The following is an 18,184-nucleotide window of genomic DNA, read 5'->3' on the forward strand; positions in this document are numbered from 1 at the left end:
TACTATCTCACGCAAGTGGACCTGGCATCCGATGAGTCCAGTATCCGGAAAATTTTAAAAAGTTTTTGCGATATTTACGCAAAGTTGTGGGTTTGCGGGGTTTCATTTCGGGCCACACCAGGAAAAGCGGGTTTGGCTTCTTAAAAATCAATTTAAGAGGGCTCAATCGTTGAAAGTGGGTAATTTTTAAAATGTTTTTTTGCTTTTTTCCGCTTCCACTTCTCTCCGTCTCCTCCTCCCGCCCCCCAGCATGCGACCTGACCACATACTAAATATCTGAATATGAGATAAAATGGCTCTTTAATGATACCATATTGAATAGATGGATATGGCTTCGCCGAGAGGTGCAATATAGTTGAAAGATGCTCGACGCAGCTCGCATCTTATACTATTCTGGTCAGATTGGTACGGCGTTGCCGCAAGGTATAGAATAAGTGAAAGATGCTCGACGCAGCTCGCATCTTATACTATAATAGTTAGCGTCAATTACAGGATGATGCAGGCAAGTCCGAGGGGAATGATTATGCGCAAACATATGGTGCTGGTGCTGGAAAACGAGAAAACAGACAGCGGCCAGATAAAAACACTTTTAGACGACCAATATATCGTCATGCAAGCTTCCAACGAACAGGAAGCGCTTCATATCGTCAGCCACGGCAAAGAAAATATCTGTGCAGCCCTAATTAGCTGCTGTTTGCTGATAACGAGGAAGAACAAAATTATGGACTCGGTGAAAAAGGCCCTTTTGTCATATGATATACCGATCATTGCCCTCTTAGACCATTATGGACAAGATACCGCCGCCAGTTCCATTAAGGCCGGCGCCGAAGAAATATTGATAAAACCCTATGAAAAGAGCCTGCTTCAGCGGCGGGTTCACAATATGGTGATACGAAATGAACTGAGGCTGGCCGGGCAGTATGATTCCCTGACCGGCGTCTATAATAAAGAAACCTTTTATGAAAAAAACGGAAGCCTTGGTCCGCAGGAACCCGGAGAGAAACTATACGATTATCTGCCTTGACATCGACCGCTTTAAAATCGTCAACGATCTTTATGGAACCGAAGAAGGGGACCGGCTTCTTCAGTTTGTGGCTAACCATCTGAAAGTGGGCACCGCCGAAGCAGGCGGTGCGGTCGGGCGCATTGTGGCTGATGTTTTTGCATGCTGTTATCCGAACATTGGAGGACAGTACGCTTACATCGCAGAACTTATTACAAAATTGTTCAAAGATTATCCGCTTCAAATGGAGCTGGTAGCGGCCATTGGATTCTATCAAGTGGAGGACCGCTTCATGCCGGCCAGCAGGATGTGCGACCGCGCGCTGTTGGCTTTGAAATCTGTAAAAAATAAATCTGTGAAAAACTACGCTGTCTATGACCAGAAACTGCGAGCAAATCTCATTCTGGAACAGGAAATCGTCAACGATATGGAGTCTGCCCTGGAAAACAGAGAATTCAAGGTATACATGCAGCCCAAATGCGATATGGACACAGGAAAAATCGTTGGTGCGGAAGCCCTGGTACGCTGGCAGCACCCGGAAAAAGGCCTCATCCCGCCAAGCGAATTTATACCAGCGTTTGAAAAAAATCAGTTCATTATTAAAGTGGATTACTTTATATGGGAAGAAGTCTGCAGAGAACTTCGCCGCCAGATCGCTGCAGGCAAACGACCAATTCCCATATCCGTCAATGTATCAAGGACCAATTTATATCAAAACGATCTTTATCAACAGCTGGTTTCGCTGGTAGAACGCTACCAGATCGACCCTGCCCTTTTCCAGCTGGAAATTACAGAAACGGTGTACGCCCGCAATATGGAATACTTGTCAAAAGTGGTGGACCGGCTGCAGGCATACGGCTTCACCATCCTTATGGATGACTTTGGCAGCGGGTACTCCTCGCTGAACATGCTGAAGGACATTCATATTGATGTCATAAAGCTGGACATGCGTTTTCTTACCGGAGAAACCGACGGTCATGATAAAGGCGGAGACATCATGAGTTCTGTGGTACGGATGGCCAAGTGGCTCAATCTCTATGTAATTGCAGAAGGAGTAGAGACCGAGCAGCAGGTGGAATTCCTGCTGAGTATTAATTGCCATTATGCGCAAGGGTACTATTATTACCGCCCCATGCCCATGGATGTATTTTGGAACTTAATAGAGGATCGGGAGAAGGTTGACGACCAGGGTATGCGTCATAAGATGGGCGACACCTTTCACCTTCAGGAACTGATGCAGCCGGATGCCTGGTCCGATGCGCTTTTACAGAATATCATAGGCGGAGTGGCCTTCTATGAGTATTACAACGACAATTTGGAACTGATCCGTGCCAATGAAGGGTATTACGCAGAGATTGGGTGCAGCGAAGAGGAAGTTCGCTCTTATGGTAAACACATTTCCGACATGATCTACGAAGGGGACAAAGATACCTTTCGTCAATTGGTCAAAGCGGCATGCCAGTATCAGGAGAATGGCGTCGATGGCGTGCTGCGGCGAAAACTGCAATCCGGAAAGCTGATCTGGATACAGGTAAAAGTATTCTTTTTAGCCGAGAACAGGGGCCGGAAAATTTTTTACGCTTCCATACGAAATGTGACCAAGGAAAAGGAGGCGGAGGAACAACTGCGAATTTCAGAAGAACGCCTGCGCCTGGCAATGCAAAGCACATCCAGCATACTCTTTGATTTGGATATTAAGAACAGGGCATTGGATTATGGGGAAAAAGATACCGGGCTGGTGGGACTGCCTTCCCATTTGGAAAACGTCCCCGGCTGCATGATTGAAAAAGGACTGGTGCATCCTGATTATACAAAACCATTGCTGCAGATGTACCAGGACATCTTTGACGGAAAGCCCAAATCCGGATGCGAAACCCTGTTGAGAGCCTCTGACGGCAGCTACCACTGGGAGAGGATCCGCATGACCTCTGTTTTCGATAAAGACGGATATCCGGCCCACGCAGTGGGCGTAGTCGAAAACATAGATCGGGAAAAAGAGATGGAACACATGCTGGCTCAAGGAGGAAAACATTTGCAGCACAGCGCTTTATGACCAGCATAAACCGTACATACCGGCAGCTGTGCGGTTTTCTTCTGCACCAGACTTATGCAAATGAGGTATAATGGGGATACTGTTAAAAGAAAGGCCGGTTGGAGCTGCAAGAACGCAGAAAAACTGGATGTGAAATATAAAGTACAGTGGGAGAAAAAAGAATCTATGGAAACAAAACTGGAGAAACGATACGGGCTGGTGACAGCCATCGCCATGGTCGTGGGCATTGTCATCGGCAGCGGCGTTTTTTTCAAAGCGGAGAAGATCCTCAACGCAACGGGAGGAAATCTGCCGCTGGGAATTTTGGCCTGGGTGATCGGCGGGCTGATCATGGTCACCTGCGCTTATACCTTTGCCGTTATGGCCACCAAATATGAAAAAGTCAACGGCGTAGTGGATTATGCCGAGGCAGCAGCGGGAAAGCAATACGGATACTATGTGGGATGGTTTTTGGCAATTTTGTATTATCCTAATTTAACCTGCGTTTTGGCCTGGGTTTCGGCCAGATATACCTGCGTGCTTTTGGGATGGGATATAACGGGCGGTCCGTGTATGGTGATAGCAGGACTTTATTTGATCTGCAGTTTTGGGCTCAATGCCCTATCGCCGGTGCTTTCCGGCAAGTTTCAAGTGTCCACTACGATTATCAAGCTGATCCCTTTGCTGCTGATGGCAGTTGTGGGTACCATAGTAGGCCTTAGAAGCGGAATGACAGTGCGCAATTTCACCAATGTGGTCGAAGAAACGGGAGATACGGCGACGCTGCTGTTTACTGCCGTGGTAGCTTCTGCCTTCGCCTATGAGGGATGGATCATTGCCACCAGCATCAATTCCGAGCTGAAAGACAGCAAAAAGAACCTGCCCAGAGCGCTGCTGCTGGGGACCCTGATCATTATGGGCGTCTATATTCTCTACTACATCGGACTGGCGGGAGCGGTGAGCAATGAAGTGATGATGGCCGGCGGAGAAGAGGGCGCCAAGCTGGCATTCAAGACCGTTTTCTCAGAGGCGGCAGGCACGATCATCTTTGTGATTGTCGTCATTTCCTGTCTGGGAACGCTCAATGGGCTGATGCTGGGATGCACAAGGGGAATGTATGCGCTGGCGGCCAGAAAAGAAGGCCCACGGCCGGAACTGTTCGGCTCTGTAGATAAGGCTACCAACATGCCGTCCAACTCGGCCATCTTCGGTCTTCTGCTGTGCGGATTCTGGCTGTTTTATTTCTACGGTTCCAATCTGGCCGGCCCCTGGTTCGGGCCTTTCAGCTTTGATACTTCCGAACTGCCAATTGTGACCTTGTACGCCTTTTACATTCCGGTTTTCATCCTGATGATGAAAAAGGAAAAAGACTTGAATGTTTTCAAACGATTTGTCATGCCCTCCCTGGCTATTTTAGGATGTATCTTTATGATTGTTGCCGCTTGCTTCGCCCACCGGATGGCGGTGGTTTATTACCTGATCATCTTCGCAGCGGTGATGGCGATCGGCATTTTTATAGGAAAAAGCAGGAGTTAAGAAAGTTGTAAGAAACGGGTGGCCTCTTTATTAAGAAATGCCCCGTATGATAGAGCTATAAGCTGAAAGGAGTAACCATGAATATCTTAGTTTGTGATGATGATAAGGAAATCGTGAATGCCATAGAGATCTATTTGAAAAATGAGGGGTACGACGTGTTTAAGGCTTACGATGGAATGGAGGCCTTGAGCTTGGTAGAAAAAGCGGATATTCATTTGATCCTCATGGACATCATGATGCCAAAACTGGACGGTATGAGGACTACGATGAAGATTCGGGAAGAAAAAAACATTCCCATCATCATGCTCTCCGCAAAATCGGAGGATTATGATAAAATCACAGGACTCAACGTCGGCGCCGACGATTATATCACAAAGCCGTTCAATCCCCTGGAGCTAATCGCCAGGGTTAAATCACAGTTGAGACGATATGTAAATCTGGGCAGTCTGGAAAAAAAGACAGGTATCTTCAAAACAGGAGGCCTGATTATCGATGATGAACAAAAGACTGTGGAACTGGATGGAAAGAATGTGGCGGTGACGCCTATCGAATATGGGATCCTCAAGCTTTTAACCGAACATGCCGGCCGGGTATTTTCCATGGAGCAGATCTATGAGGCAGTGTGGAATGAGCCTGCCTACAATCCTGAGAACACGGTGGCCGTACATATTCGGAGAATTAGAGAAAAAATAGAGATTAATCCTAAAAATCCAAAATATTTAAAGGTGGTGTGGGGAATTGGATACAAAATTGAAAAAATCTAATAAGCCTGTTTTTATCACAGCATACATCGTGTGCGTGATCAGCTTTCTGGCTTCCATTGTTTGCATAATCGGCGCCGCAAGGCTGAACTCTTATTCAGGCTACATGGATCCGTATTTTTTAGAAAGCAACGGATTCAGCAGCTTCAGCGAATTCCTGGAACAGCAGGGCGGCAATTTGGCCTTGCAGATGGAAGCATTGGAAGAGCATATGAAGGTATGGATCATCCTGGCCATTGCCATGGGCATCATTGCCCTGCTCTCGCTGATTTACCTAGTAGTAGCAGTGGGAGAACGAAGCGGCGATGGTAAGATTCGACTCAATCAATTTGACCGGGTCTTTGCAGAAGTGCAGCTGGCTGCCATTTGCCTGATTTTTTTCGGAGGCGGGGCGATCTTTTCGCAGGTGGTTGACAGCGTATTCGGCGCGATTTATGGAATCGGATGGTATTCGGCAACGGTGTTCAACATTACGGTATATGCGATTTTAGCGACTATTCTAGGGGTGGGGGCCTCGGCCCTGGGACTGGGATTGATTCTATCTTGTGTAAAAAAGATCAAAGCCGGCGTGTTCCTGGAGCGGTCTGCGTGCGGCTGGCTAATCCGCAAGATTTATACGGAGATTTACTTGGGCGGCAGCACCATGCGCAAGGTCGTTCTGGTTGCGATTCTCATCTGCCTGCTGTCAGCGACTGTTTTTCTGGCGCCGGTGATGCTGATCGTAATTCTAGTCTTTGCCCCCAAATGGGTACACAAGTACGATGAAATTAAGAAGGGACTCAAAGAAGTCAGCAGTGGTAATCTGGACTATAAGATTCCGTCCGATGGAGACGGTGAATTGGATCAGCTGGCCGCTGGAATCAATGAGATTTCCAAGGCAACCAGTATCGCCGTGCAGAACGAGCTGAAAAACCAGAGAATGAAGACGGATTTGATTTCCAACGTTTCTCATGATTTGAAAACTCCGCTGACATCGATGGTCACTTATATTGATCTGCTCAAGACAGAAGGCTTGGATAGTGTAAACGCACCGGAATATCTGGATGTTTTGGAGCAGAAAACCGAGCGGCTGCGCCAGCTGACCGAGGACCTTTTCGAAGCAGCTAAGGCTTCCAGCGGGGCGATCCCAGTGCGCATAAGCAAAGTGGATCTGTTATCCCTGCTGAACCAGGGATTGGGAGAGCTGAATCAGCGGGTGGAAGAATCAGAGCTGGAATTTATCATCAATGCCGATCAGAGCCATTACTTCGTAAAAGCAGACGGGCAGCTCTTATGGCGGGTCATTTCCAATCTTTTGAGCAACGCCTTGAAATATTCCCAGCCTCATACAAGGGTCTATGTGGATTTTAGAAAACAGCAGTCTGAAAGAGGCGGCCTGGCGATCATGGAGATGAAGAACATCTCCAGGCAGTCTCTGAATATCGACCCTTCGGAGCTGACGGAGCGTTTCAAACGGGGCGATGAATCAAGAACCACGGAAGGCAGCGGCCTCGGCCTGGCCATTGCCAAGGACCTGATGAAATTGATGGATGGCTGGATGGAGCTTTCCATAGACGGCGACTTGTTCAAGGTGAGAGTTATGCTTCCGGCAGCGGCGGCGGATGAGCCCATCGTGATGCCGGATGACATAGAAATGGGGCCTGCGATGGAAGCGCAAGATAGGGAGCCGGAGGAGGGCGAACTTGACCTGACTGAAGAGCCTCAATCCATGGACCTGCCGGATGAACCGGAAGAAGAGACGAAAGAGCCGGAACCGGATGAGGATAAAGAAGACAACGGCAAACCCGAATAATGGAGATTGAGGGTTAAGATGAACATAAAGTCATGCAACGATAAAGTGGCTGTCGTATTAGATCAATTCTAATGCGACAGCCACTTTCTGATAACGTAGGAAATATCGATGCCATCGATATTGACGGAGTTTCAAAGAAAGTACATTGCGAAGCGTCGGCCCCTGCGGCCGACATGTGTGCATAGGGAGCTGTGCTCCCGTCATGCACACTTTTTTTAGTAAAGGCTTTGAAGCACCTTGTATTTTTTTGCATATCCGATCGGATTATAGCTGAGCTTGGCCTTTCTCAAACCTTCCAGGCCCACATCGTCCTCCCGGTTAATCAAGCGGGCTTGCGGAAACTCATTGAGCGCAAACTGCTGATTGATCATCTGATAGAGTCCGGGGAACTGAAAATTAGCCTTTTCAACACAAATAATCGCCATTTCTTCAAGATCATTATAATTGCCCATAGAAAAGGCTTCCATCTTCCCATCCACGTAAAGGGCGCCCATGCGGATTTCTGGCACGATGGGGCTGCTGAGGACGTCCCAAATGCCCTCTTTTTCCTTATCCAGTCCTTCCTCATCCGAGGTTTGGAGTCCATACCAATCTTCAAGAAACCCCTTGATTTCTTCCGCATCGTCACCGGTCAGGCTCCGATATTCCCATCTGCCTTCATACTGCTTTTTAAACTTATTGACTAGATTCTTCTTTTTGTGGTAGGCTCTCCCGGACAGCGTTCTCAATTTTTCCGCATCATATAAGTAGTCTTTCAAATCCTCCTGCTCGGTGATTCGATAGTACGGATTCTCGCAAAGTGCCAGAGTTTCTACAGCTTCTTCATCAGCCAGATAAATCTTCAACGGGAGATTCAACTCTTTGTTGAAATAGGTCTGGACCAAATCAAAGTAATAAGGCAGATCCTCTTCTCGACAAGACGGCATGACCGTGTAAACTTCACCGTCCAGCTCCATCTTCCACAGAACGGCTTCCCCTTCGATCAAACAATACTCCAGCCGGTTGGATCTGCTCCATAAAAATATGTCTAAAAAACTACTGTCGCAAATTTTATTCGGTCTCAACGCAAAATACGGTTCCAGCGCTTGCTGGTCGCTCATCGTCAGCTTTTGGAAATACAATTCCGGCCTTTTTTCTACGCAAGCGTCCGGTTTTTTCTTATTGTAGCACAGCTCTTTCCTGCATAAATTACAATTCATCATCTACTCCTTTTCCTCCCTTTGTCTGCTTTTATATTGATACCCCCAAAACGAAAAATCAATCGATTCCTATCATACAAAATTAGAAATTTTTACCGTTATGAATAAAAGCATCTTTCTTATTTTACACCCGACTGGTTGACAAAGCAATGTTGTTTGACATTTCTACGGGCGAATATTAGAATAAATGAAATAAAACTGCCAGGTTGGAAGGGCTGCCCCACGGGGCGGGAAGGGAAAACGGTTATGAAACACACACACAGAAAAGCAAGGATCGGACTGGTACTGTATATACTGATATGTATGATTTTTTATGCTCTGTCTCAGGGAGCCTCTGAAATCTGGGCACAGGAGTCTACGGCTCAAGCAAAGACAGGCGATATGACCGTTACAATCTACCACACCAACGATATGCACGGCGCATTGGCGGCTTCAGAATCGAGCATTGGAATCGATAAGGTGGCGGCAATCAAGGAAAACACACCCGGGTCCATCCTGGTGGACGCGGGTGATGCGACACAGGGGCTGCCTCTGGCCTCCCTGACCAAAGGCGCTGACGTGATCAAGCTGATGAACATAGCGGGATACGATGCAATGGCCCTGGGAAACCATGAGTTGGACTACGGAACGACCCAGCTTCTCCAAAATGCATCCTCTGCGGCGTTTCCAATCCTGGCGGCAAATGTATTTTACAATGGATCGCTGCTTCTCAAAGATACTCCGTCAGGAAACACCGGCTGCCACACCATAATCGAAAGAACCATTGGAACAAAGACAGTTAAAATCGGATTCTTTGGCCTGACAACAAGAGAAACCGCTGCGGCCACCAATCCTACAGGCATACAGGGCGTGACCTTTGAGGATGAAATCCAATCCGCTAAAAAAGAAATCGATGAGCTGAAAAAAGAAGGGGCGGAGAGGATCGTGGCCCTGGCCCATTTGGGAGAGCACGATACGGTGCCCTGCACCAGCAAAGCGCTGGCAACTGCTTTGACGGGGGAGTATCAGGGCAAACTGGATGTGATTATCGACGGCCACAGCCACACCAAAGAGGGTGCTCCTCCTGTAAACGACGTTCTTATCCAGCAGACAGGAACGGGACTGACAGACTTGGGAAAAGTGGAGCTTCGCTTTTCCGGTGACGGAAAAAGCGATTCCGTATCTGGAGAATTGCTTTCCTATGGGGCGCTGCAGAACGTAACGCCAAAAGCAGAAGTGACGGAGGCCATCAATAAAATCAATGATTCCCAGAAGCCATTGCTGTCCCAGAAAGTCTGCGCAGTCGGAAATACCCTCTGGGGAGGGACGATCAACAATTACAAAGAAGCGAGGATCACGGAAACCAATCTGGGTGATTTGGCGGCAGACGCTTACCGCTGGGCAGGCGAAAATTTCTTAAAAACCGCATCGGGGATGGACAGCTATCGGAGCCTGCCGGTAGCAGCCGTGGAAAATGGCGGAGGAATCCGGGCGTCGCTTCCTAACGGCCAAGCAACCGCGGAGGATTTGATTACGGTTTTCCCTTTTTCAAACACGCTGATGATGAAAGAAATAACCCCCAAGCTTTTATATGAAATGTTGGAGCGTTCCGTATCCAATGTTACCGGCCAGGACAAAAAGAGCGGGAAATTATACGGGACACCGGACGGCGGTTTTCTGCAAATAAGCGGATTCTCCTTCTCCTACGATCCGGCTGCGGCCAAGGGTTCCAAAGTGCAGAAAGTAACCCTGGAAATGGGAGGTAGGAATGTGAGCTTGGATAGAAATGACAGTTCGACAAAAATGATATTGGTATCCAATGATTTCCTCATGTCAGGCGGAAACGATTTCTCGATGCTAAAAAATTGTGATATGGTCGGTGAGATTGGCGGGGAACTGGAAACACTGCGGGCATATATCGAGCAGCTTACAGAGAATGGAAAGAAAGCTTTGAACACGAGAACTGCTGCGGGGCGTATTCAAATCGCCGGAGAATATCGGGCAGCGGCCTATACGGCCGCCTTTTCCGTAAAAAATAAAGACCAATCGCCGGCCGCGGGCAAGGTGGTATCCGTGTATATGGACGGTCAGCCCCAGCCGGTAAATGTAAAGACGGATAATAATGGGATCGCCCGGATCAAAGTCGCCGATGGACCTCATGGTATTGCTTTGTCGCGGGATCAAAAGCAGATTTACGTCAATAATTATACCGGGGCCGGTCTGGAGGGCGATGCGGAGAGGTCCATACCGGCGATTACATACCAGGAGCCCCAAATAACGCTGCAAAAGGAAGAGACAGCCGCTTCAGCAGCAAAAGAGACACAGACTCTGGCCCAAGCAAAAACCGAAACACCGGCTACAGGCGATGACAGCTTTTCCATTTGGAGCCTGGTTTTAATTCTTCTCACATCCGGCGGGACGGCGCTTTATGTGCGGCCGTTTTGCCGCAGACGTTAAAAAGCATTTCATGTGTTGACAGAATAGAATGTTCATGTTACTGTGGGGCAGTGAGAATGATTTTAGAGGATGCCAAGTTACTTTGTTACTAGGTAAAGAAGGAGGGATTTTTATTGAGATCATTGAAAATTGCTTATTCGCCGGCCATCCGGCAGTACTTTTCAACCAAGCGGAATCTGGTGGAAGTCCAGGATACGGATTACACGGATATTGCCGCGGCGGTGGTGTCAAATAAAGACAGGGATATCATCCGGGAGATCTACGAGACTCGGTTTGAAGTTCCGGTCTTTGTTTTTTCCGAGGACGAAGAATACGTCAACCAAGATATGAGAGAAATGATTTATCGGTGGGTATATGTGGGAAATCTCAACCGGGATATCATCGACAACGAGATTGAAACTGCGGCAGAGCAGTATGAGTGGCGCGTATTGCCGCCGTTTTTCGAAACCCTCAGCAATTATATCGACCTGAAAAATCAGCAATTCAACTGTCCGGGTCATCAAAGCGGCCAATATTTCAGAAAACATCCGGCAGGCCGTTATTTGTACGACTTTTACGGCGAGATGATTTTCAGATCCGATATCTGCAATGCGGATGTGGCCCTGGGCGATCTGCTGATCCATGAAGGACCAGCGGAAGATGCTTTGAAAAATGCAGCCAAGGTTTTCAATTCGGACAATACCTTTTTTGTCATGAACGGTACCAGCACCTCCAACATTATTGTGGCTACCGCCCTGGTGGCGCCGGGCGACCTGGTACTTTTCGACCGCAATAACCACAAATCCAACTACGACGCCGCGCTGGTTCAGGCAGGCGGGCTGCCGCTCTATTTGGAAACTTCCAGAAATCCCTTCGGGTTCATCGGCGGAATCGATGACCACTGCTTTGAGGAAGACTATCTAAGGGAGCGGATCGCCGCCATCGATCCAAAGCGGGCAAAAGAAAAACGGCCGTTCCGCCTGGCCATAATCCAGTTGGGAACTTATGACGGCACGATTTATAACGCGCGCCAGGTGGTTGATCGCATCGGTCATTTATGCGACTATATTTTGTTCGACTCGGCCTGGGTGGGATACGAACAATTTATCCCCATGATGCGGGACTGCTCGCCGCTGCTTTTGGAACTGGGGCCGGACGACCCGGGAATTTTCGTTACCCAGTCAGTTCATAAGCAGCAGGCCGGATTTTCCCAGTCCTCCTACATACATAAAAAAGACTCCCATATTAAAGGGCAGAAGCGTTATCTGGGCTATAAACGGTTCAATAATTCCTACCGTTCCCATTCCAGCACCAGCCCCTTCTACCCAATCTTCGCGGCGCTGGATGTAAACGCCAGAATGCAGGATCGGGAATCGGGCAAGCGGCTTTGGGCCGACTGCGTGAAAATGGGCATCGAGGCCCGCAAGGCCATCCTGCGGAGCTGTACCATGCTAAAACCCTTCATTCCGCCGACGATCAACGGCAGACCGTGGGAAGAATACAGCACGGAGGAGATTGCCAATAATATTGAATTTTTCCGCTTCATTCCGGGGGACAAATGGCACTCTTTTGAAGGGTATGGAAAAGATCAATATTTCCTCGATCCCAACAAACTGATGCTGACCACGCCGGGCATCGACGCCCAGACCGGAGAATATGAAGAGTTTGGAATTCCGGCTACCATTCTCGCCAGCTTCCTGCGAGACAACCGGATTATTCCTGAGAAGAATGACTTTAACTCCATTCTCTTTTTGATGACCCCGGCTGAGAGCAAAGAAAAGCTGGATTCACTGGTGGCTCAGCTGATGCGCTTTGAGCAGCTGGTGCGGCAGAATGCTCCGGTGAGCCAGGTAATCCCCTATCTGTACTGGGATAATGAAGAGCGGTACAGAGGCGTGGGGATCCGGGATCTCTGTCAGGAGATGCATGACTTTTACAAAGACAACAACGCCAAGGAGTATCAGCGGGAGCTGTTCCGAGAAGAAACCTTCCCGGAAGTGGCGATGACTCCGTACGAAGCCGGTGTGGCGCTGATTCGCAATCAGGCGAAGATGGTCGAAATCTCAGGCATTGAGGGCGAGGTGGCGCTGGAAGGCGCGCTGCCTTATCCGCCGGGCATCTTCTGCGTTGCGCCGGGAGAACGGTGGAGCAGCGCGGCAGTTCAATATTTCAGCATTCTCGAAGAGGGCATCAATCGTTTCCCCGGGTTCGCGCCGGAAATTCATGGCGTCTATCTGATGAAACGAGACGGCAGGACGAAAGCCCATGCGTACGTGCTGGATGAAGCATAGCGGCTGAACCAGTCTGAACAACGGTTTGGCAATCCCTTTATTTTGCGGATTGCTGAGCCGTTTTTTTCTTTCAAAAAAACGATCCGGACAGTGCGGAAAATGAGAGGAATGTTTTGTGATTTGGTGGTAAACTAACTAAGCAGCGAAAGGAGAAATGTTGTGGAGTGGAATGAAAGATTGGAAAACATCATTGAGTATGTGGAAGCGCACTTGCAGCGCGAGGAAGGACCGATCAGCGCTGACGCGATCGCAGAACTGGCGGGCTGTTCTTACGACTTTTTCCAGAAAGTGTTTTCTTATATGAACGGAATAAGCTTTGCCGAGTACGTACGGTTCCGCAAATTGACGCTGGCCGGATATGATCTGAAAAGCACGGATCTGAAAGTGATCGAAGTCAGCTACAAATATGGATATGAGTCACCCACTTCCTTTACAAGAGCGTTCCAACAGTTTCACGGCATTTCGCCCAAAGCCGCCCGCAGCCGCCGGGAGGAGCTTCGTGTTTATCCCAGAATGGGGATTTCCGCAAAACCCCAATATGCCTGGAGAATCGAACAGAAAGAAAGCGTCCGTCTTATTGGGAAAAGCATAATCCTATCCGTAAAAGATGGGAATAGGGCGGCTCAAATCCCTTGCTTCTGGAATGAGTGCCAGCAAAACGGCGTTTTTTCTCAAATGGTTGCAATGGATTCGGCAGACCCGCCCGGACTCTACGGTCTCTTTTTAAGCCCCGGCGGCACCGATGACCAGATGGAATATGCGATCATGGTCAGCACCGCACAGGATAAGCCGGAGGGTTTTATAGAGGAAACTCTGCCGGAGATGACCTGGGCTGTCTTTGATTGCAGGGGGCCGTCAGTTCAAGCCATCCAGACCGGGTGGAAGTTTTTAAAAGAAGAGTGGTTGAATCAATATCCTTTTGCCCATGCAAGCTGTCCCGAGGTGGAATGGTACAGCCGGGGAAATGCCTATGGGGAGGATTATTTAAGCCAAATCTGGATACCGATTATATTGGAGGAATGAAAATGGTACATTTAGTATACTGCGACAATGCAGGCAAACGCGGAGAAAAGGTCCTAGATAAAATTTTGGACGGAACAAAGACGATGGTCGTACGCGGCGCGGCCGGGCGGAAAATTCCCCACAGCAGGGTTTTTGCCGGCGAGGAGCTCTACTTTATGGAAAAAGGGACTGCTAAAATTACGGCCAAGGCTGTGGTGAAGGATGTGGAAAATTTTGTGAAGCTGTCCGATGAAGAGATTGATGAGGTTTTAGAGAAGAACCAGCAGAAGCTGAACCTGTCTGAAAAGCAGAAAAAACGGTGGCATAAAAAATGCCTTTGCCTTGTGGAATTCCAAGGAGTGGAGCAGATCGAGCCTCTGGATTTTGAGCATCAGGGGAATATGGACGATTGGCTGATCCTGGAGAAAATTGAAGATGTGGCTGCCGGGACAAGCGTTCCTTACAACTATGAGAAATCCAGATTCTAGCCTGCGGGCTGGGCTGGAAAAATAGCGCAGCCATCTATTCAGCAGCCAGCCGGTTGGGCGCCCGTTTCTCTTACGGACGCCGGCCGGCTTTTTTTCATAACGCAGGAAATATCGTCATGCACACGTTTTTTACTTAATTTCATCCAGCCAGATGGCCGCGTCCGCATCGCTTGGCATCCGCCAGTCCCCTCTAGGAGACAAGCTGACCGATCCCACTTTGGGGCCGTCAGGCACGCAGCTTCTTTTGAACTGCTGGGCAAAGAACCTGCGGTAGAAGGTGGTCATCCATTTCTTGATAAATGCCTCGTCGTATTCGCCGGCAAAGGCGTTTTTTGCTGTAAAGAGAAGCTTTTCCGGTTCCATTCCATAACGGATCGTATAATAGATAAAGAAATCATGGAGGATATAAGGCCCCACGCTTTCCTCGGTCTTTTGGGCGATATCCCCGTTGGGATCAGGCGGCAGCAGCTCAGGAGAAATGGGCGTATCCAGAATGTCTTGCAGGGTTTCCTTCAGCAGAGCGTTGTCAGAGCTGAAATCCGGATCTTCGCTGGGCCCGCTCAGCTTGTTTTCCATGACCCATTTGACGACAAAACGGACCAGCGTCTTGGGAACACTGGCGTTGACCCCGTACATGGACATGTGATCGCCGTTGTAGGTGCACCATCCCAGCGCCATTTCCGAAAGGTCGCCGGTGCCTACCACCAGCCCGCCTTCCTGATTGGCCGTATCCATGAGGATCTGCGTCCGCTCTCTGGCCTGGGAATTCTCATACGTCACATCGTGAACCTGGGGATCGTGGCCAATATCGGCGAAATGCTGGTTTACAGAATCCTTAATGGAAATTTCCCGAACCTGCGCGCCGAGTAGCTTCATGATGGTCATGGCATTGTGATACGTTTTTCCGGTTGTGCCAAAGCCCGGCATGGTGACGGCCACAATATCGTCGGCCGGACGTCCGATCAGCTTGTGGGTATAGGCACAAACCAGCAGAGCCAGCGTCGAATCCAATCCGCCGGAAATACCCACCACGGATTTTCTCGAATGGGAATGCTCAATGCGCTTGGCCAGGCCCGCTGCCTGCAGGTTGAAAATTTCCCCGCAGCGCTGGTTGACCATCTGGGTGTCGTCGGGCACAAAGGGATTCCGGTCATAGCGGCGGTAGAGGGTATCCTGGGAAGTGATCAAGGCGACCGGTGAAAGTCCGATCTGCTGATACTTCTCCGGCTCCCCGAAAGCAGAAGCACAGCGGCTCATATTACTGTCCTGGGCCCGCTCAAAACGGATTCTCTGAAAATCAATTTCGCTGTAAATGATTTGGCTTTGCCGCTGGAAGCGGTCGCTTTCTTTCAAGACAATGCCGTTTTCCGCAATCAGGCTGTGGCCGCTGAATACCACATCGGTGGTAGATTCGCTGACACCGGCCGATGTGTAGACGTAACCGCAATTGCACTTGGCGCTTTCCACTGTAACCAGGTTTCTCCGGTAATCCGCTTTGCCCACCGTGTCGTTGCTGGCGGAAGTGTTGAAGAGGATATGTGCACCGGCCATGGCCATCTGGGAGCCGGGGGATATGGGAAGCCACAAGTCCTCGCAGATTTCCACGCCCACGCAAAGTTCAGCCGCATCATCGCAGAAAAGCAGGTTTCCAAAGGGAATGTCCTCGCCAAAGAGGCGGATTGCTTTCTGCCTGCGGGCCAGATCGATTCCGCTGGCAAACCACCGGGCCTCATAAAACTCCTTGGAATTGGGCAAAAACATTTTGGGTACGATTCCTTTGATTTTTCCGCCCTGGATGAGAACGGCGCAATTATAGAGACTGTTTTCAATCCGCAGATAGCAGCCGAGAATCACCGTCGTCCTCAGTTTTTTGGTGGCGAGGACAATTTCTGAGAGGCATTCAAGCTGGCTTTGATACAAATGCTCCTGATAAAACAGGTCTCCGCAGGTGTACCCGGTGATGGCAAGCTCCGGAAAGACGAGAAACCCTGCCCGTTCCTTTTCCGCCGCTTGGATGAGAGTGAGAATCTGCTGCGTATTGTATTTTGTGTTGGCGACTTTCAGGGACGGTACCGCGGCACCGACCCGAACTAAACCTAAATGTTTCATCGGTATTTTTCTCCTTAACTGGTATGCATCGTAATATCCCATCTATTATATACCATTTCTGAAAAATTAAAAAGGTGCTGCTTTGAGCAGAATCTTTTGCTTTTCCAATTGGCTGTTACTAAACGATAAAATCCCGTAAGCACAGCTGCTCCGGGATTTATCATGGATTTCGTTAAGTTTTTGCATTAAAAGATTCGGATGGCAAATCTTATTTCTTGCCTTTTACAGCTGGTTCTGTTTCCTGCTGCGCGGATACTGCCTCGTCTTCTGCTTCCATTGTTCTTGGAAGGACTGGTGTGCCGCCCAAATTGTAATAAACATACATGCTTTTAATGCCGTAGAAATCAATTACAAGAATATTTCCTGTGGACATTTCCTGAAGAATGATATAATTAATTCCTACGCCAATCAGGTAGCCTTCCCTCGTTTCTATGGAATTAGACCCCATCAGCTGCTCAACGCGCACGTAACGGCCGATCTGCGTCCGGTAGAAACCATTGGCATACTGTACCGCATTATAATCCAGAACTTCCCGGTATCCTTCCGGAAGGAGCGGATTGGCGGGAACCGTAAAGGTGGGCGCATTGGGGATCAGCTCCGGTGTCATGCTGGAGCCAGGTGCAGCGGGTATCTGATTGACCGGATCCGCTCCAGAGTCCACTGGAGTATTTGGTGTTACAATAGGAGTCATATCCTGCGGCGGAAGCAGATTTCCCGGTTGAGTGCTATTGCTTGGGCCTGTTTCCGGCATCTGGTTATAAGGAGATGATCCCGGGTTTACAATTTGGTTTTTCTTAATTTTCTCAATTCGTATTAATGGAGTTTCACAACATGCCATAAAATCATACCTCTCTTTTTAAGTATTCGCATAGTTCGAAGTTGGAATATAAAAACAATGATCGCCAACGCGATTATGGATCACGCCTACATTGGTGGGAAAATAAGGCGGACAGGTATCACTATAAGGGTTAAAAAAGAATAAAGAATGGTCAACGCCCTGGAGCCTGCCGCCTGCCATCGCCCAATCCACAATATCGTAATGGATATCGGTAGGTGTCATATTATATACATTCTGCGGGTTGTAACGGCCTCCGACGGATTCTCTCATACAGACAAACTGGCCCTGCTGAGTGATAATGTTGCGTACGTCGCCGCCTTGACTGACCCGGGCAAACTCACCGTAATCAATGGTGGCTCGATTCATGATAACCGTAGCAACTGCTCTCATTCCATCGTCCCCTTCTCCACCCGCCTCGCATTGGATGAGCCGTGCAAACAGCTCACGAGTGTCTAGTGCCATAAAATTCACCTCTGCTTTTCATACTACAGTCAGTATATGCATAGACACGAAATCTGGTGCATACTTACAAAACGGCAGGCAGGATCAGGGGAATGTACCGAAAGGGAAAATCCTATTCTATGGCTTTTATTGAATTGCTGGGTTCGATGGCCGCGCAGAGCCAGCGTTTTAGAAATGGGTTTTTGATAACTTTGCGAAAAAGGGCCGCCCATTCCAAGGTAACTTGTAGTATAATAGATAAATAGATTTTAGAGAG

The 18,184-nt window shown here is 48.8% G+C and carries 13 protein-coding genes; 9 read left to right on the plus strand and 4 right to left on the minus strand.

The window, feature by feature from the left end; genetic code table 11:
- The first annotated feature begins 523 nt into the window (after nucleotides 1–523).
- The 5 genes from NIA71_RS15220 to NIA71_RS15240 all read left to right on the plus strand — a co-directional run bounded on the left by NIA71_RS15220 (nucleotide 524) and on the right by NIA71_RS15240 (nucleotide 7,124).
- On the plus strand, nucleotides 524–1,024 hold the full coding sequence (locus NIA71_RS15220) for a hypothetical protein (protein ID WP_253020865.1): 501 nt from the start codon (nucleotides 524–526) through the stop codon (nucleotides 1,022–1,024).
- Entirely contained in the window at nucleotides 960–3,056 is a 2,097-nt protein-coding gene (locus NIA71_RS15225; protein WP_253020866.1) for an EAL domain-containing protein, read from the plus strand. Before NIA71_RS15220 ends, NIA71_RS15225 begins: the two co-directional genes overlap by 65 nt.
- A gap of 165 nt (nucleotides 3,057–3,221) precedes the next feature.
- Nucleotides 3,222–4,571: an APC family permease gene (locus NIA71_RS15230; RefSeq protein ID WP_253020867.1), complete on the plus strand. Its 1,350-nt coding sequence runs from the start codon at nucleotides 3,222–3,224 to the stop codon at nucleotides 4,569–4,571.
- 77 nt (nucleotides 4,572–4,648) lie between these two features.
- The gene (locus NIA71_RS15235) at nucleotides 4,649–5,335 is read left to right on the plus strand and encodes a response regulator transcription factor (RefSeq protein WP_148397480.1); all 687 of its coding nucleotides are present in this window, start codon (nucleotides 4,649–4,651) and stop codon (nucleotides 5,333–5,335) included.
- The gene (locus NIA71_RS15240; protein ID WP_148397479.1) at nucleotides 5,310–7,124 is read left to right on the plus strand and encodes a sensor histidine kinase; all 1,815 of its coding nucleotides are present in this window, start codon (nucleotides 5,310–5,312) and stop codon (nucleotides 7,122–7,124) included. The genes NIA71_RS15235 and NIA71_RS15240 overlap by 26 nt, the downstream gene beginning before the upstream one ends.
- Nucleotides 7,125–7,339: 215 nt before the next feature.
- Here the strand turns inward: NIA71_RS15240 and NIA71_RS15245 are convergent, their stop codons facing one another.
- A complete protein-coding gene (locus tag NIA71_RS15245; protein WP_253020868.1) occupies nucleotides 7,340–8,326 on the minus strand; it encodes a DUF2156 domain-containing protein in 987 nt (328 codons plus the stop codon).
- Nucleotides 8,327–8,569: 243 nt separating this feature from the next.
- Here NIA71_RS15245 and NIA71_RS15250 point away from each other — a divergent pair, with 243 nt between their 5' ends.
- The 4 genes from NIA71_RS15250 (at nucleotide 8,570) to NIA71_RS15265 (ending at nucleotide 14,519) form a co-directional block, all read left to right on the plus strand.
- Nucleotides 8,570–10,759, plus strand: a complete 2,190-nt coding sequence (locus NIA71_RS15250; RefSeq protein WP_253020869.1) for a bifunctional metallophosphatase/5'-nucleotidase — start codon at nucleotides 8,570–8,572, stop codon at nucleotides 10,757–10,759.
- Nucleotides 10,760–10,872: 113 nt separating this feature from the next.
- Complete coding sequence (gene speC, locus NIA71_RS15255; RefSeq protein WP_227755509.1) at nucleotides 10,873–13,029, plus strand: ornithine decarboxylase; 2,157 nt, start codon at nucleotides 10,873–10,875, stop codon at nucleotides 13,027–13,029.
- Between the two features lie 159 nt (nucleotides 13,030–13,188).
- On the plus strand, nucleotides 13,189–14,052 hold the full coding sequence (locus NIA71_RS15260; RefSeq protein WP_148397476.1) for an AraC family transcriptional regulator: 864 nt from the start codon (nucleotides 13,189–13,191) through the stop codon (nucleotides 14,050–14,052).
- Between the two features lie 2 nt (nucleotides 14,053–14,054).
- Nucleotides 14,055–14,519, plus strand: coding sequence for a hypothetical protein (locus tag NIA71_RS15265; RefSeq protein ID WP_227755508.1), 465 nt, complete (start codon nucleotides 14,055–14,057; stop codon nucleotides 14,517–14,519).
- A gap of 129 nt (nucleotides 14,520–14,648) precedes the next feature.
- Here NIA71_RS15265 and NIA71_RS15270 read toward each other — a convergent pair whose 3' ends face one another.
- The 3 genes from NIA71_RS15270 to NIA71_RS15280 all read right to left on the minus strand — a co-directional run bounded on the left by NIA71_RS15270 (nucleotide 14,649) and on the right by NIA71_RS15280 (nucleotide 17,928).
- Nucleotides 14,649–16,628, minus strand: coding sequence for an NAD(+) synthase (locus NIA71_RS15270; protein WP_253020870.1), 1,980 nt, complete (start codon nucleotides 16,626–16,628; stop codon nucleotides 14,649–14,651).
- A 208-nt stretch (nucleotides 16,629–16,836) separates the two neighbouring features.
- Nucleotides 16,837–17,466, minus strand: a complete 630-nt coding sequence (locus NIA71_RS15275) for a hypothetical protein (RefSeq protein WP_227755506.1) — start codon at nucleotides 17,464–17,466, stop codon at nucleotides 16,837–16,839.
- Between the two features lie 18 nt (nucleotides 17,467–17,484).
- Complete coding sequence (locus NIA71_RS15280; RefSeq protein WP_148397473.1) at nucleotides 17,485–17,928, minus strand: cell wall hydrolase; 444 nt, start codon at nucleotides 17,926–17,928, stop codon at nucleotides 17,485–17,487.
- Nucleotides 17,929–18,184 lie beyond the last annotated feature (256 nt).

The sequence above is a fragment of the Ihubacter massiliensis genome, assembly GCF_024125305.1.
Taxonomy (GTDB): Bacteria; Bacillota; Clostridia; order Peptostreptococcales; family Anaerovoracaceae; genus Hominibacterium; species Hominibacterium faecale.

Bases quoted from the DNA above. Each gene is read 5' to 3' on its own strand.
- NIA71_RS15225 (WP_253020866.1), top strand. From the start codon at position 960: ATGAAAAAAACGGAAGCCTTGGTCCGCAGGAACCCGGAGAGAAACTAT.
- NIA71_RS15245 (WP_253020868.1), bottom strand. From the start codon at position 8,326: ATGATGAATTGTAATTTATGCAGGAAAGAGCTGTGCTACAATAAGAAA.
- NIA71_RS15280 (WP_148397473.1), bottom strand. From the start codon at position 17,928: ATGGCACTAGACACTCGTGAGCTGTTTGCACGGCTCATCCAATGCGAG.
- NIA71_RS15220 (WP_253020865.1), top strand. From the start codon at position 524: ATGCGCAAACATATGGTGCTGGTGCTGGAAAACGAGAAAACAGACAGC.
- NIA71_RS15270 (WP_253020870.1), bottom strand. From the start codon at position 16,628: ATGAAACATTTAGGTTTAGTTCGGGTCGGTGCCGCGGTACCGTCCCTG.
- NIA71_RS15265 (WP_227755508.1), top strand. From the start codon at position 14,055: ATGGTACATTTAGTATACTGCGACAATGCAGGCAAACGCGGAGAAAAG.
- NIA71_RS15235 (WP_148397480.1), top strand. From the start codon at position 4,649: ATGAATATCTTAGTTTGTGATGATGATAAGGAAATCGTGAATGCCATA.
- NIA71_RS15275 (WP_227755506.1), bottom strand. From the start codon at position 17,466: ATGGCATGTTGTGAAACTCCATTAATACGAATTGAGAAAATTAAGAAA.
- NIA71_RS15230 (WP_253020867.1), top strand. From the start codon at position 3,222: ATGGAAACAAAACTGGAGAAACGATACGGGCTGGTGACAGCCATCGCC.
- NIA71_RS15250 (WP_253020869.1), top strand. From the start codon at position 8,570: ATGAAACACACACACAGAAAAGCAAGGATCGGACTGGTACTGTATATA.